Raw genomic sequence first — 15,733 nt, 5'->3', positions numbered from 1 at the left:
ATGAGCACGCAAAACAATAATAAACTAACCGTAATTTGTGCCAACATACTCGATTTTGTTGACGACCCCGCCATAGTAGGCGACAACGCCCACCGCTATTTTGAAAAAGGCGCATTAGTTATTCAAAACGGTAAAGTGGTTAACCTTGGTTACGAGCAAGACATACTGCCAAGCTTAGATAAATCAGCCACTATTATTCGCCACGATGGCAAATTGGTTATGCCCGGCATGATAGACACGCACATACATTTACCACAAACCGAAATGGTCGGCGCGTATGGCGAGCAGCTTTTAAGCTGGCTTACCGAATACGCCTTCCCAACCGAAAAAAAGTTTGCCAGTGAAGTGTACTCAAGTGAGGTTTCAAACCGCTTTTTAGATGAGTTATTGCGTAACGGCACCACCACCGCGCTAGTGTTTGGTACGGTTCACCCACAATCGGTTGATGCGTTTTTTAACGAATCTCAAAAACGTAATTTACGCATGATTGCCGGTAAGGTAATGATGGACCGTAATTGCCCTGACGATTTATCAGATTGCGCACAAACCAGTTACGAACAATCAAAAGCACTCATAAAAAAATGGCACAATGTTGATAGGTTGAGCTATGCGGTAACCCCTCGTTTTGCACCTACATCTACCCCTGAGCAACTACAAAAATGTACTCAGCTATTAGAAGAATACCCCGACACGTACCTGCATACGCACTTATCTGAAAACAAAGACGAGTGTGAATGGGTAAAAGGGTTATTCCCAGAGGCCGATGACTACTTAAGTGTTTACGAGCAAGCTAAAATGGTGCGTAAACGTTCGGTATTTGCTCATAGTATCCACTTATCTGAGCGCGAGCTTTGCTGCCTTGCAGATAACAACGCGGCTATTTCGCACTGCCCTACCTCTAACTTATTTTTAGGCTCAGGCTTATTAAACTTAAAAGCCTGTGAAGAGCACGGTATTAACGTAGGCATGGGAACTGATGTAGGCGCAGGAACAAGTTTTTCTATGCTGCAAACAGGTAACGAAGCGTACAAAATTCAGCAGCTTCAAGGTCAAAAATTCTCAGCTTTTAAGGGCCTATACTTAGCAACTCTTGGCGGTGCGCGAGCCCTTGATTTAGAGGGCACCATAGGTAATTTTGCAATAGGTTGCGAGGCTGACTTTATTGTAATGGATTACGCCGCCACCTCGTTTTTAAAATTCAGAATTGGCCATGCAAAAACCCTGCACGAGCAACTCTTTGCCATGATGATGCTAGGCGATGACCGCTGCATTGAACAAACCTACATAATGGGTAAAAGCGTGTATAAGCGCGATGATAAAAAACAATTTACAGCCACCCAGACACCGCAATTAGAAGAGGCTTAGCCAATGGAAAATTATTTATTTGAGCTTGCTCACTTAGTATTGCGTTATTTTCATGTAATTGCGGGCATAGCCTGGATTGGGGCATCGTTTTATTTTGCATGGCTTGATAACAACTTACAAACACCACCCCAGTGGAAACAAGACAAAGGTATAAAAGGCGATTTATGGGCCGTGCACGGCGGTGGCTTTTACGAAGTGGCTAAGTATCAAAATGGCCCTGAACAAATGCCACACACCCTGCACTGGTTTAAGTGGGAAGCCTACACAACGTGGATCACCGGTATTTTATTATTTAGCCTACTTTATTATGTTGGCGCCGATGTTTACCTAATCGATAACAGTAAAAGTGAGCTAAGTAAATTTGCCGCTATTGGCGCATCGCTTGGCTTTATTGGCTTAGGGTATGGTGTTTATCGATTATTGTGCAAAACCCCGCTCGTTGAAAACGGTAAAGCGTTTATTGCTGTGGTTATTGGCATATTGGCCCTTTGGACTTACGGGGTCGATCAGCTATTTAGTGACCGCGCGGTTTATATTCATGTAGGTGCGCTTATTGGTACGTGTATGGTTGGCAATGTGTACCACATTATTATGCCAGGGCAACGCTACATGGTAAGCGAAGTAGAAGCTGGCCGCATTCCTGATTCAGCACCGGGTTTAAAAGCAAAGCTGTGCTCTATTCATAATAACTACGCCACGTTACCTGTGGTATTTATTATGCTGAGCAACCACTTTCCATATACCTACAGCCACAGCTTTGGCTGGCTTATATTAATTGCGCTATTTGGCATTGGCATGTGGATACGCCATTACTTTAACTTAAAGCACCAAGGCGTTAATAAACCCTCGGTACTTATAAGTGGTATTGCCGCCTTTTTTGCCTTAATGCTTACTATCGCTCCATGGCCTACCAGCCCAACAAATGCAGACGAAAACGCACCTTTACAAGCGAGCATTACCGACACTCAAGTGTGGGATATAATCAGCAAGCACTGTACACAGTGCCACAGTGAAACACCTACATCTGAGCTTTTTCAAACAGCGCCGCTTGGCTTTAAGCTCGACTCTATTAATGATGTAAAAAAAGCCAGCACGCTTATTCATACCCGCGCAGTTATAACCAAAGACATGCCATTGGCAAATATGACCAAAATGACTGATGCAGAGCGCGAAACGCTAGGCTCTTGGCTCACAGCGCTTAAAAAGGAGCAATAACATGAGCGAGCAATTTAAACACTACCCGCGCGATTTAATTGGTTATGGCTCACAGGTGCCCCATGCCAATTGGCCCAATAAAGCCCGCATAGCCGTACAAGTGGTATTAAATTACGAAGAAGGCGGCGAAAACTGTGTATTACACGGTGATGCAGCGGCCGAAACATTCTTGTCTGAAATAGTCAGTGCTCCGCATGTAGAAGACCGCCACATAAGCATGGAGTCTATTTACGAATATGGCTCGCGCGCAGGCGTGTGGCGCTTACTTAAACTCTTTAAAAAATACGATATACCGGTCACCATTTTTGCAGTGGCGATGGCCCTTGAGCGCCATCCCGATGTAGCTAAAGCGTTTGTTGAGGCAGGACACGAAATTGCAAGCCATGGTCTGCGCTGGATTAATTATCAAAACATTGATAAACAAACCGAGCGCGAGCACATGCAAAAAGCCATTGAGATCATTCAAGCACTTACCGGTAAAAAGCCTAAAGGCTGGTACACCGGACGCACAAGCCCAAATACTGCTGCCCTAGTGGTAGAAAATGGCTCGTTTTTATATGATGCCGATGACTACAGCGACGACTTACCCTTTTACAGCATTAAAGAAGGTAAACCACAGTTAATAGTGCCCTACACACTTGATGTAAACGACATGCGCTTTGCTGCTGTGCAAGGCTTTAATGCCGGAGATCAGTTTTATAATTATTTAAAAGATGCCTTTGATACGCTTTATGATGAAGGCGACCCACAAGGTGAAAATGCCCCAAAAATGATGTCGATAGGGCTGCATTGCCGCTTAATTGGCCGCCCTGGGCGCATTAAAGCCCTCGCACGGTTTTTAGAATATGCCCGCTCTCATGAACAAGTTTGGTTTGCCACGCGCGAGCAAATTGCGGAGCATTGGCTTAAAACCCATCCATACAAATAAAATCCATGGCCGGCTATAAAATTACCGGCCTCATATTATATTTTTGCCTTTAATTTATTGAGCGCATCAACAGAGAAACCACGGTCGTAAAAATATAATATTTTCCCTGTGCTATCTATAAGAATAACGCGCGAATTGTTAGGACTTTGGTTACCAGTAAACTTTTGCACCGCTTCACCGTCTTTATAAATAGTAATAACACCACCCCATAACTCTTTAGGAATCCCTTTGCGCATACCATTATCAATAAACGTGCTAAACATTCGCGGTGCCATGCCGGCAATGGTAGGTAACTCATAGGTAGGGAGTGTTACACCTGCCATATCTAAACCGATTAACCAGCGATCAATATCAAACTGGCTATCTTGTTTATAGCCTATAAGCAACAAGGTTTTTTCAGTGTTAAAATCACTCGGAATAACAAATTCTTTCTTCTCTAAGCTTTCGCCAGTAATCGTTGGAAATTGCTTTCCGACAACTTGCTGATTAGGGTATTGCGATGCGCAGCCAGTTATTAAGAGTAACAAAAGCATTGTAAATATTGATCTAATCATTCTAATTAGCCTGTTTTTATAATAAATTTAACTGCTTATACGCTTTAAAAAAGATCGTCGATCTTTTTTAAAGCGTTTGCTGTGCTATATACCGTTTAAATTTATCGACCTTCATTGGCCGGCCGTATTTCCAACCTTGCCCATAATGTACACCCGCGCTTTTTAACATAGCTTCTTGCTCAGTTGTTTCTATTCCTTCAGCTACACAGGTGTAATTAAACTTACGCACTAACTCCATTATGTTAGGGATCATAGACGCCTTTAAACCTTGCGTGGCTATATCTTGTACAAAAGTTCGGTCTATTTTTAACTGGTGGAAACTTAAATTTTGTAAATTTCTTAAATTAGAATAGCCAGTACCAAAATCATCCAGCGACAAATTAAATCCAGAATCAACCAGCGTTCTAAAGTGAGCATGTGCAATGCTAGTATCGAGGTACTCGTCTTCGGTTATTTCTAGGCAAATAATAAAGCGTGAATTAATAAGTGCAGGTTCTTGTGTCAACAGCGATACATTTCCAAGCTCTACATCGCAAGGAAATATATTAATAGACACCTTAAAACCCGTTGGTAAATCGTCCAACTCTGTAAGCTCTTTAAGCACTTTTGCTACCATTGCTTGAGTAAACGACCACGTTAAATTATTTTTTCGTATCACCGGAATAAACTCATCGGGGTATAGTGGCCCGTATTTGTCTTTAAAGCGAGCTAGCACCTCACAACCAATTACTTTACCTGTGTGCAAACAAATAATAGGTTGGTAAGTCCAATAAAATGAGCCCTTTGCTAAGCCTTTACGCACTCTATTATTAGTAGAACGACGAGCGGCAATTTGATAATCCACTATTAGCGCGCTCGACACACCCGTTAGGCAGGTTAAAATAAGAGAAATGATCAGCAAAAATTGATTGTCAGCGAAAAACTCACTCCATGGTGTTCTAACCGCAACGCAATATCCTTTATTTTTATTGCTGCACATAAGTGCGGTTTCAAATGGTATTTGTTTGTGGCTTACAAGCTCTTTACTCAAGCCGCTTTTACCTGCCAAATGAAATGACTCAGAACCCGTTTTATACGTTATTTCCCAGTACGGTGCTGCAATATTACTGCGACTAATGGCTGCAGTATCCATAATTAAATTATAGTTACCCTGCCTTACAATCACGACCTGCATTATTCGCTCTTCAAAAAGTAAAATTCTTAAGTTTGGCTCAAACCGAACTCTGATGTTATTGTCGTTTTTACTTTCAAGATTGTTACGAATATAGTCGGGGGTTCTATCGTTTATTGGGTTTTTTAGTACACCCGAACCTGTGGTACAAACAAGCTGATTATTTTTAAAAAAGCCGATATCTACAACATACTTGGCATCAAAAAGTGCACGTCGCATTTCAAGCAGGTTTTCGTTGCTACACTCAGAGAAGTTTAATGCATTTAAAGGAAAAAGAATTTGGCGTCGCTCGCTTACAGCTGCGTCTATGTGGTTAACAATTTGCTTTGCATCTTTATGTATTGCAGCCGCTAATTTTTGCCCCGCAAAATACAGTAAAACGAGGCTACCTAACACAAAAACCAAAACACCGGTTAAAACTGCAATTAATGACTTTTGTTGGTATTTTTTCATTATGTCCTTATTGCCTATAAAGCATTCACTATCAGTGTGTTCTCCATCATTGCATAATCAGCCTTAAATGCAAATAAGCTCACAATATTCATAGTAAATAGCGTACTTATAATTTAAGCGTTAGCGTTAATTAAGCATCAACTTCATTTATTAAATTACACACTAAACCCGCTATTTTAGCATGGCTATTGGCTTCTATATGTACCCCATCAATGGGTGAAACAGAAACGATTTTTTGTAAATCATAAAAGTTGGCATTTTTAATACACGCTACATTTTCAAACTCTTTACTCAAAGCTAGGTTTTTACTCGGTGCGCCCTCGTAAACATGTTTATATTGCCCTACACAACTAACATAGGGTGGGCTCAATATTATGAGCTTGGGTTGTTTATTCCCATCGTAAAACCCTTCAATACCGTCTATTAAATTTGCTAAGCCATTCCCTATTTGCTCAGGCGTTAATTTAAAGCGCTTTTTTAAATCGTTAGTACCAAGGGCTATCACTATAGCAGTCAAAGAGTGCGCTTCTAAAAATGGTTTTAAATAACTTACCCCCGATAAGTCCCCATTAAATGGTGGATTATTCACAAGCGTTCGATTAGGCTGCCCTGCTTCTATAATAGCAAATTGGTCACCTAGCCTTTCTGCTAATACCGACGGCCACCTTACTTTTTCCTCAAAACGCTTTCCCGTTGCGGGGTTTAACCCCCACGTATTTGAGTCACCAAAACATAAAATAGATTTTTTCATTAAAATGGATTCAAAGTGTAACCTTGCTGCTGAAGTTGAGCATGCGCGGTCATAGCAGATAAAGACATGGTAACGCCTTGTATAAGCTGTTTAGGCGTTACTTTAAAGTGAGTAGCCGACTGCCCGCACACAAATACCTGCGTGTTATTTGTCAATAATTGTTTTATTAAGCTCGCGTTTTTATTATCAACGTTAAAGCGTTTTTTATATTCATCGTTCGATAGCACATCTACACTTGCACCACCATGTACAACTAATGCTAACTTAATGTTCTCTGGTTTAATGCCATGTGCAACATGCATATTTATAAAGCGGGCAAGTGAGTTCATCGCATTATTTTGCTCGCCTTTTTTAGCGCCATCGGCCACATCAAACGCTATTTTAAATTGAGTCGAATCATTAATCGCTGCATGCTCTGGTACTTTATAGTAATAACCAAAACCGTTAATAGGTTGCTCATTAGCGAAAGATAATGGGCTTAACAACAAAAGTAATAGTAAATATTTCATAAACAATCCTTTGGCTTTTTTAGTGTATAAATAAAGTACCAGATGCTTTGTATAAAAGGCAGTTATTCACGATAAAGTGTGCGAACTTTTATGGTGATGCGTTAAAAAACGCATGCCTAAATAACTAAATGTGTTTTTAAACATCGCAACAAAAGCATCTGGCGCCTCACTCGACGACGCATTAGACAACAACGAAAAATCTTTACTACGCAGCAAACGCAACTTTGGTTTTAAATGTTCGTCATCCATGTAATCGGTAATTCTGTCTATGAATGTTTTCATTTGTGTTGTGGTGCTATACCAATACACTGGCGAAGCAAATACCCAATGGTCGTAATTTAAAAGTGATTCAAAAAGCGAGAAAAATTCATCATCAGTGTATTTTTTACTGTAACTGTAAGGCGGTATTTTAAATTCATCTAAACACACAACATGCAGCTCATTTTGCTCAGCAAAACTTTTAACATGTGCGGCTGTGTTACCATTTTTTCGTGCCGATGAATAAATAATAACGGTATTACGACTAAGTTTTTGTTGCATTTTTCCAGCTCCTTTTTTAATGTTGAGGGGAGCTTAAAACCTCAAGTTATATTGAGGTCAATACATGGAATAAAATTAATGTCTGCTGAGCAAAAAAAGCTGATCGACGCCACTTTAACAGTAGGTTACGTAGCAAAGAGAAGTGGTGTAAAAGTGTCTACATTACACTTTTACGAAACTAAACATTTAATAAAAAGCTGGCGAAACAGCGGCAATCAACGCCGCTACAAACCCGACGTACTTCGCCGAGTGGCCGTTATAAAAGCAGCACAAGCCATGGGCATTTCGCTAGACGACATAAAACAAACACTTGCCTCACTCCCCGATAACCGCACGCCCACTAAAAACGATTGGTCTGCGCTTTCAAAACGCTGGCAAGCTCAATTAGATGAACGTATAGCGTATATGCAACGCATACGCGACCGCGTAGATGGATGTATTGGCTGTGGGTGTTTATCACTTAAAAGCTGCCCTATTTATAATAAAGACGATCATTTAGGGAGTGAGCAAAGTGGGGCGGTGTTGTTAAAAAGTGGTTAAATCAAGCAATGTGATTAGTGAAAAAAACTAGTGACATGAATATTTAATAAATCATTGATTATTAAATATTCATTCATTAATATATTTCGCTTCAAAGGAAGTAAAAAAAGGATTTTGCAGTGAACCCCACAACTCCGTCATCTCAAAGTGAGCCCAAAAACCCTGCGGCCACTCAAAAACTAGCTCAAGCACTTAAAACAGTTGATAACAAAGAGCTCAAAAGCACAGGCTTTTGGTTAAATCAACTTTTTATGGTTATCTCTACCATATTTGGCGTGTATTTAGCCGCTCAAAGTGGTTTAGAACAAGCTTTAAAATTTGATTCTTTTAGTAAAATAGAAGATAACTATTATCTACGTACTTCTTTATTTGATGAAGTTAACGATAACGTAAATGCCGTTGCGGAATATGCAGAGCGCTTAGCAAAAAGCCCACCAAAATCTGAAATGGAATTTTTTAAACCTACTTTAGAGAAGTACATATGGAAAACAATGCAGTTTTCACGTACTACACTTGAAACACCCAGTGAGTTTTTAACTAAAATTCGTCGGTTTTATTCTAGAGCAGACTTTGTAATCAATGCAGCAATATCAAGGAAAATGTCAGCTAAACAAGCCGCAATTGAACTAAAAAAAATTACTCATTTAATAAAAGATGAAACTTTACCCGCATTAAAACAAAATGCGGAACAGTTAAAAATGGAATTAAAACAAAATGATATTTCTGTTGGATCGCTAAAGGAGCTAAAAAATGCCAACTAAACACTGCCCACATTGTAAAACACACGCTTTAGAAGCTACAAATTACCAAGGTGAAGAAATAGACATCTGCCGCGAATGTGGCGGCCTTTGGTTTGAAAAAAATGAAGTTAATCGCATGATTGACGAAATCAACGATGGTCCTGTCGGTGAGAAATTTGAAACCAGCTTTGGTGATTCATTAGGTATTTCAGAACTTGACTGTCCTGATTGCAATAAAAGCTTGGAACGTTTTCATCTTCTAGAAGATTTTCACACCGAAATTGATATTTGTAGGCATTGTGATGGTACCTGGATTGATAAAGATGAGCTTGATACCGTTGAAAAAAGTCCAGAATTAAAAGCTACCCTAAGCGAGCTAAATCAAGGAACAAGCTGGAAAACGTATTTTTTTCAATTTTTAACTCAAATGCCTGTTGAATATAATATAAAACCTCAGCGAAAAGCATGGGTCACTTTCAGTTTAGTAGCACTCAACACATTAATTTTTGCTTTATACTTTTTCAATAGTGAAGCATTTGGCTTCGCCATTGAGTTTTTTGCCATGACACCGTCAGATATAAGTGAAGGCAATAAAGTATGGACACTACTCACTTGTATGTTTTTGCATGGCTCAATAATGCATTTGCTAGGGAATATGTATTTTTTATATGTGGTAGGTGACAACTTAGAAGATGTTTTAGGGCACAAGCGCTTTTTAATCTGGTATTTAGTGTGTGGGCTAATAGCTTCTCTCTCTAGTTACCTTGTTAGCCCAACATCAGCAATCCCTAGCGTAGGTGCAAGTGGTGCAATTGCGGGCTTATTTGGAATGTACTTAATGTGGTTTAGGCATGCCAGCCTCACTTTTATGATTATTATTTACCAGAAAAAACTGTCAGCTGCTTGGTTTTTTGCAATTTGGTTGATTATAAATATATCTGGTGCGTTAAGCGGCCCTGATGGCATTGATTATGGCGCACATATTGGGGGCTTTGTTGCCGGGTTATTGATTGGCTACTTTTTAAAAAATAAAATATTAGAACAAAACCCTATTATTAGATTACTTAACCAAAGCGAAGCACAGTTAAAACGCTAATGTTGTTATTCAACCATCGCCCCACTGATTTAGTTGTTTTTCAGTGGGGTCGGTTTTTAAAGGCTTACCTTAGCTATTTCCAAATACCCAAAAAACTCTAAAGCAAAAAAATATAAAACTACATTTAATAAAATGCACACCCAAAGTACCGTTATAAAACGCTTTTTTTGTGATTTATGACGCAACAATTGCTGAGCAATTAACGCCCCTGGCCAGCCCCCACATAGTGCTAATAAATGAAGAGTTCGCTCGCTCGTACGAGTCACTTTTTTATTTACCGACTGCTTAGCTTTGTGTTTATCCCACGCATACATAATAAATGTTATGGCACTAATAGCAGTTATATAAGTAGGCGCCAAAATAGTTACGCCCCACTGAAAATGTACAAACCATACTATGGATATAAAAAGTAAGGATAGAATTATTAAGATTTTCTTTATCAAGTAATTATCGCCTATACTGGTCTGTATCAATTCAAATAATAAGAGAATAATTATGACATATTTTAAAGTGCTATTTTTTACTTTGTGCTTTTTAGCTTTTACAACTCACGCAAAAGAACAACCACTTAAACTTGATAAACACCTTAGTGTATTTCAGCCTTATTTAGGCTCGTGGCAAGCTAATTTTGATGTTGCACCAGGCACTAAACCAGTTCAAGACGTAGGCTTATGGGAGCGTGCGCTTAATGGTAAGGCAATAAGAACAAAACACTCTATTAATGAGGGTGAATATGGTGGCGAGTCGATGATTTTTTACGATAGCAAAAAAGACTCATTGGTTTTTTATTATTTTACAACAGCCGGTTTTTATACAAAAGGCACTATAAAAGTACTCAGCCCTACGCAGTTTGTTGCTTACGAAGAGGTTACAGGTAGTAAAGAAGGCATTACTAAAGTGAAGTCGACCAGCGATTTAAAAGATGGGAAATTGGTTGTGTCTACCTCCTATTTAAAAAAAGGTGAATGGACCAAACCAGAGTCACGCATTTATACGCGTAGCAATCAAGCCGTAAAATTCAAATAGCTCCCGGTGCTTACGGCACAAAAAAGGCAGCTTTCGCTGCCTTTTTTGTTAATTATAACGCGATTATTTTGCGAATTTTTTAAATGGTTCGTCCACTGGCGTATTTGCTAGGTGGTTAGTGTAGTTGCTCATTACCTTTTGCGATAAACCTACAATAATCTCTAGTAGTTGCTGTTGACCGTAACCCGCTGCAAAAAACTTTTCTATTTGCTCGTCACTAATTACGCCACGTTCACGCGTCATAGCCAATGTTGTTTCACGTAATGTTTCGAGTTTTGCATCTGCAAGCGGTGTTTTATTCACTAAAGCATCAACAATACCTTGGTCAACTTTCATTGACGCTGCAATGGCACTGTGTGCTGGTACACAGTAATGACAGTCATGTTCAACGTTAATTGATTGCCATACCACTGTTAACTCTTCTGCGTTAAATGAAGTATTTTGAAATAATTCGTGAAGTACTTGGTAACCTTTTAATAGCGTTGGTGCTTCAGCCATTACTGCGTGTAAATTAGGTAACATGCCAAATGCAGCAACTGAATCGGCTAATAAAGGTTTTGACTCTTCAGGTGCATTTTCTGCTGTATATAAAGTAAATTCTGCCATTGTTAGCTCCAAAAATAAGTTGTTTAAGTAACGTTGAAGCACATACTATTTGATTTTGAGCGACTGCTCAAGTTAAAATTGAGCAAATGTTCAAATTAATTGAGAAACAGCATGGTCAACAAAGTTAAATTTGAGCGCGAGACTGTTGTCCGCCTTGCCAGTCAGCTATTTTGGGAAAAGGGATTTAATGCCACTTCGACCCGCGATCTACAGGACGCAATTAATATGCGCCCAGGTAGTATCTATTCTGCGTTTGGCTCAAAGGAAGGGTTGTATATTGAGTCTTTAAAAAATTACACCATGCAAATAGAAGATCAAATAAAAACGTGTTTATTGGCTTCGCCTACTATTATTGGTGGTTTACAAACGTTTGTTGAAAACGTCATCATTAAAGATAAAAAAAATGCCCCGAGCGCTATTTGTATGCTAGTAAAAGCAAATTGTGAGTTTGCCGATGAAGACAGCTGTTTGTATTCATTAAGCCTTGATTTATCAGACAAGTTTGAAGATTATTTAAGCGATTTATTTGCACAAGCCATTGCGCGTGAAGAGCTAAAAGGTGAGGTTAGCCCAAAAGACTATGCTCGCTTTTTTAAAGTGCAATTTACAGGGCTACGCGGCTATTTTAACCGCCCGGGTGTTGAAGAGCTTGCACAACCTATGATCGATCAAATGTTTAAAATTATGAAAACGCTCTAAACTAAACAACTCAATTAATGAAAAACGGCGGTAATATAATTACCGCCGTTTTTTATTTTTAGGAATTATGTACCTGTTAGGTTTTTAACTTATTGAGTTCGCTATCTTGTTGAGCAACCAGCTTATTAAGAACTTCGCTACTATCGCCTGCCTGCGAAGATAAACCAGACAACTGAGATGCCGCATCAGAAATAAGCGTTAAATTACGATTTATTTCTTCTGTTACTAAGCTTTGCTCTTCAGCCGCTGTTGCAATATGCGTTATTTGATTGGTTATTTCATCCACTTTTACAACCACACTGTGCAACGCGTCAAAGGCGACAGAGGTTTCGTCAACCGCATTTTGTGCTCTTACAACGCCTTTTTCTATAACGGTGGAAGCATTACCAACCTCATGCAGTAGGCTGTCTATTAGGTTGCTAATGTCATCAGTAGATGAACGGGTTTTAGAAGCAAGCGCTCGTACTTCATCAGCCACAACTGCAAAACCTCGGCCGTGTTCGCCTGCCCTTGCTGCTTCAATAGCTGCATTGAGTGCCAGTAAGTTAGTTTGCTCTGAGATGGTTCTGATCACATCTAAAATTTGCGTTATGTCTTTACTACGCGTCGCTACTTTTTCAACTGCTTGGTTTGCCTCTTTTATTTCTTCAGACATGGTTTTTACTTGCGTCATAGCCGACGACAAGCTCGACTCACTGCTTACCACTAAGCCGTTTATTTCGTCAGCTTGCTGCGCTGATTGTTCTGAAGCTCTTGCAACTTCAAGCGCCGTTGCGCTCATTTCGTTCATAGCAGTAACAACGCTTTCTATTTCTTTAAACTGCGCCTGCACATTATGTTTTGTGTCGATGGCTATATGCTGGGCAATTTCGCCTTGTTGCTTAGTCTGATCTGATACGGCTTTAAGCTCAGCAATTAGGTCGCGTAATTTAGTTAAAAAGCGGTTAAAGCCACCAGCCAGTGCAATTAGTTCGGCATGGCTGTCTACATGTAAGGTGTGTGTTAAGTCGCCTTCTGAACTGGCTAGGTTATCAACGCGTTCTTGTATTTGTTCAAGTGGGGCTATAACACCTGCCACAACAAATTTCATAACTACAAAAGCAACACCCGCAATAATTAAGCCGGTTACTAAAATAATAGTGCCCAATGCTGCTGCGGTACTTTGCATATTTTCACTCAAAGCCTGTGGGCCAGCCAGAGCTAAATTTGCTGGTACTTCAATAATGAGCGACCACTGAGTGTCTGCAAGCTTTATATTTATGGGGTAATTAACCAGGTAAGTGTCATCCGCTTTTAAAAGATTATTTTCACCTCGTACCTTTTCAACTTTACTGGTAATAGTGGATGACATTGCTTCTTTGTAAGGCCGGCCAAGCTTGGTTTTGTAGTGGCTACTGCCTACGATTAAACCAAAATCACTTAATAAGGTAACCTTAGCTTGACCGTTATACAGCTCTTTTGAAAGCTGCTCGGTTAACTTTTGAAAAACCGGTAACGTTAAATCAACGCCAGATATACCAACAAACCGACCGTCTCTGACAATAGGAACCGTAAGAGACGTCATCATTTCTGAGTTGCCTGGCGTAATTTCGTATAAGTAAGGTTCCATAATACACGGCTTTACGTTGTCTTTAGCACACAAATACCATTCAGACTCTCGCAGGCCAAATTCATTAAGCTTAGTGAAATATTTTTCGGCAGGGTCGTCTACAACTTGCTGCTCGACCACGCCCTCTTTACTGCGTGTAAAATAAATTTCGAGTGTACCAGCACCATCAACAGAGTGACTGTAACCGTTTGTAAATTGAGTATCTTTTGAATCATACCCATTTACTTCAAACTGGGAATAGATGGAAGAAAGCAACTCATTATTATTTAATATGGATTTATTAAGATTAACAACGGATTCGCGGCTAAGTGCATCATTACCCGCCGTGCCACTTAATATGGCAGCTAATGAAAAAGGGACACGGTATGCCTCGTTAATAAACCCTGCAATTCTTTCACCGTATACAGCCGCGTTTGCACTTAGTTTTTCTTCAACTTCTGCCACTATGTATTTTTCTGATTGGCTTGATAGCTCATCGTTACTCGACGACAGCTCCCACCACAGAATGCTCGATAGCAGTAACACGGTTATAAATATGCTACCTACTGTAAGCCATAATAGTTTTTTTGCTAACGATATTTCTCGCATTGACCTGCCCTTTGTTTAAACTACAAGTACAGTTTAGACGATTTTACTAATCAAGCTATCGATAACCGCGAACAAAATTTAATTTAATACAATACGTTGAGTTTTAACGCTTAGCCAAAATAGCTGTGGTTATTGAGGCACCTATGAGTAAAGCAACGCTCACCCATAAACATGCCACAAAACCATAAACCTGAAACACCCACCCCGAAAGCACCGTACCCAGTAAACGCCCCATGGCATTGGCCATATAATAAAAGCCAACATCAAGCGATACACCATCGCTTTTAGCAAAGCTGACAATTAAATAACTATGCACAGATGAGTTAACGGCAAATACACCGCCAAATATAAGTAAACCTATAATCAAGGTGGCATGCACAGCCACATCAAATTGCATAAGTAGTGCTAAAAGTGCTGTTACACCACTTAGCAGCAATACCCATAAATAGGCATGTTTAACGGTATCAACGTTTGAGTTACTAGTCCCGGTAATACGCGGCGCTTGCGATTGCACACCACCGTAGCCAATCACCCAAAGTGCCATAAAGCCACTAACCCACCAAAAGTTCCAGTTAAACTGCTGGGCTAAATAAATAGGTAAAGCCACTACAAACCATACATCACGCGCGGCAAACAAACACAACCGTGCTGCACTTAATAAATTTATTGCACGGGATTTAGAAAATAGCTCTTTAAACTTAGGCTTATTTTTAGCCTTGCCCATGTCGCCTTTTAAAAATACAACGCTAATCATCCACGCAATAGTAAGTAGTATAATAAGTGCTTTTAAAGCCCCGACAAAGCCCAGTACCGTAAGTAGTAACCCGCCTAAAAAGAAACCGACCCCTTTTAACGCGTTTTTAGAGCCCGTTAAAATAGCCACCCATTTGTAAAGCTGGCCTTGGCCGCTTTCTCCCTCGGGCACTAAATGTTTAATGGCGCTTTTAGCACTCATTTTATTTAAATCTTTGGCTATACCGCTAAGCGCTTGTGCCGCCATAACATAAGCCACTGTAAGCCATTCACTTGGCGCGCATAACATGGCAAGCGCCATTATTTGTAGCGCCAGGCCAAAGTTCATGGTTTTATTCAGGCCTAAATGAGCCCCAAGCCAGCCGCCCACTAAATTGGTGATCACACCAAAAATTTCGTAAAACAAAAACAGCATGGCAATGGCCAGTGCACCATACCCTAACTGATGAAAATGCAGCACCACCAGCATACGAAGTGCGCCATCGGTTAAGGTAAATGCCCAGTAATTACCGGTAATAATTAAATACTGTTTTATTGCTGTAGGTAAATTAGCAAGTTGCTCAAACATGGGTAACGCCCTTTAAACCTTA

The 15,733-nt window shown here is 40.0% G+C and carries 17 protein-coding genes; 8 read left to right on the top strand and 9 right to left on the bottom strand.

The genetic code is table 11. From position 1 onward, the window contains the following. The 3 genes from guaD to puuE are packed head-to-tail and all read left to right on the top strand — an operon-like array spanning position 1 to position 3,508. A complete protein-coding gene (gene guaD / locus MTF67_RS04125; RefSeq protein WP_248518774.1) occupies positions 1-1,365 on the top strand; it encodes a guanine deaminase in 1,365 nt (454 codons plus the stop codon). Positions 1,366-1,368: 3 nt separating this feature from the next. Next, a complete protein-coding gene (locus MTF67_RS04120; protein WP_248518773.1) occupies positions 1,369-2,580 on the top strand; it encodes a urate hydroxylase PuuD in 1,212 nt (403 codons plus the stop codon). A gap of 1 nt (position 2,581) precedes the next feature. Further along, positions 2,582-3,508 (top strand): allantoinase PuuE, encoded by a 927-nt coding sequence (gene puuE / locus MTF67_RS04115; RefSeq protein WP_248518772.1) that lies wholly within the window; start codon positions 2,582-2,584, stop codon positions 3,506-3,508. A gap of 35 nt (positions 3,509-3,543) precedes the next feature. Here puuE and MTF67_RS04110 read toward each other — a convergent pair whose 3' ends face one another. The 5 genes from MTF67_RS04110 to MTF67_RS04090 form a co-directional block, all read right to left on the bottom strand. Continuing rightward, positions 3,544-4,062 (bottom strand): hypothetical protein, encoded by a 519-nt coding sequence (locus MTF67_RS04110; protein ID WP_006792596.1) that lies wholly within the window; start codon positions 4,060-4,062, stop codon positions 3,544-3,546. 67 nt (positions 4,063-4,129) lie between these two features. Next, the gene (locus MTF67_RS04105) at positions 4,130-5,686 is read right to left on the bottom strand and encodes an EAL domain-containing protein (RefSeq protein WP_248518771.1); all 1,557 of its coding nucleotides are present in this window, start codon (positions 5,684-5,686) and stop codon (positions 4,130-4,132) included. 130 nt (positions 5,687-5,816) lie between these two features. Further along, entirely contained in the window at positions 5,817-6,437 is a 621-nt protein-coding gene (locus tag MTF67_RS04100; protein WP_248518770.1) for an SGNH/GDSL hydrolase family protein, read from the bottom strand. Then, positions 6,437-6,946, bottom strand: coding sequence for a DsrE family protein (locus MTF67_RS04095; RefSeq protein WP_058429931.1), 510 nt, complete (start codon positions 6,944-6,946; stop codon positions 6,437-6,439). Before MTF67_RS04095 ends, MTF67_RS04100 begins: the two co-directional genes overlap by 1 nt. A 66-nt stretch (positions 6,947-7,012) precedes the next feature. Further along, positions 7,013-7,486, bottom strand: a complete 474-nt coding sequence (locus tag MTF67_RS04090) for an NAD(P)H-dependent oxidoreductase (RefSeq protein ID WP_039037509.1) — start codon at positions 7,484-7,486, stop codon at positions 7,013-7,015. Between the two features lie 78 nt (positions 7,487-7,564). Here MTF67_RS04090 and soxR point away from each other — a divergent pair, with 78 nt between their 5' ends. The 3 genes from soxR to MTF67_RS04075 all read left to right on the top strand — a co-directional run bounded on the left by soxR (position 7,565) and on the right by MTF67_RS04075 (position 9,862). Further along, positions 7,565-8,026, top strand: a complete 462-nt coding sequence (soxR, locus tag MTF67_RS04085) for a redox-sensitive transcriptional activator SoxR (RefSeq protein ID WP_039037508.1) — start codon at positions 7,565-7,567, stop codon at positions 8,024-8,026. A gap of 119 nt (positions 8,027-8,145) precedes the next feature. Then, positions 8,146-8,787, top strand: coding sequence for a hypothetical protein (locus MTF67_RS04080; RefSeq protein WP_248518769.1), 642 nt, complete (start codon positions 8,146-8,148; stop codon positions 8,785-8,787). After that, complete coding sequence (locus tag MTF67_RS04075) at positions 8,777-9,862, top strand: rhomboid family intramembrane serine protease (RefSeq protein ID WP_248518768.1); 1,086 nt, start codon at positions 8,777-8,779, stop codon at positions 9,860-9,862. The genes MTF67_RS04080 and MTF67_RS04075 overlap by 11 nt, the downstream gene beginning before the upstream one ends. Before the next feature lie 56 nt (positions 9,863-9,918). Here MTF67_RS04075 and MTF67_RS04070 read toward each other — a convergent pair whose 3' ends face one another. After that, complete coding sequence (locus MTF67_RS04070; RefSeq protein ID WP_248518767.1) at positions 9,919-10,305, bottom strand: DUF1294 domain-containing protein; 387 nt, start codon at positions 10,303-10,305, stop codon at positions 9,919-9,921. A gap of 52 nt (positions 10,306-10,357) precedes the next feature. Between MTF67_RS04070 and MTF67_RS04065 the strand changes: the two genes are divergently transcribed. Further along, positions 10,358-10,888 (top strand): hypothetical protein, encoded by a 531-nt coding sequence (locus tag MTF67_RS04065; protein ID WP_248518766.1) that lies wholly within the window; start codon positions 10,358-10,360, stop codon positions 10,886-10,888. A gap of 63 nt (positions 10,889-10,951) precedes the next feature. Here the strand turns inward: MTF67_RS04065 and MTF67_RS04060 are convergent, their stop codons facing one another. Then, positions 10,952-11,494, bottom strand: coding sequence for a carboxymuconolactone decarboxylase family protein (locus MTF67_RS04060; RefSeq protein ID WP_006794430.1), 543 nt, complete (start codon positions 11,492-11,494; stop codon positions 10,952-10,954). Positions 11,495-11,605: 111 nt separating this feature from the next. Here MTF67_RS04060 and MTF67_RS04055 point away from each other — a divergent pair, with 111 nt between their 5' ends. Further along, entirely contained in the window at positions 11,606-12,193 is a 588-nt protein-coding gene (locus tag MTF67_RS04055; RefSeq protein ID WP_138739527.1) for a TetR/AcrR family transcriptional regulator, read from the top strand. 76 nt (positions 12,194-12,269) lie between these two features. Here MTF67_RS04055 and MTF67_RS04050 read toward each other — a convergent pair whose 3' ends face one another. Together MTF67_RS04050 and arsJ are read right to left on the bottom strand one after the other, a co-directional pair. Beyond that, a complete protein-coding gene (locus tag MTF67_RS04050) occupies positions 12,270-14,390 on the bottom strand; it encodes a methyl-accepting chemotaxis protein (protein ID WP_248518765.1) in 2,121 nt (706 codons plus the stop codon). 103 nt (positions 14,391-14,493) lie between these two features. Further along, entirely contained in the window at positions 14,494-15,711 is a 1,218-nt protein-coding gene (arsJ, locus tag MTF67_RS04045) for an organoarsenical effux MFS transporter ArsJ (RefSeq protein ID WP_248518764.1), read from the bottom strand. Positions 15,712-15,733 lie beyond the last annotated feature (22 nt).

The organism is Pseudoalteromonas sp. 2CM32C (genome assembly GCF_023161925.1).
Classification (GTDB): Bacteria; Pseudomonadota; Gammaproteobacteria; order Enterobacterales; family Alteromonadaceae; genus Pseudoalteromonas; species Pseudoalteromonas marina.
This window is presented reverse-complemented; position numbering and strand designations above follow the sequence as displayed.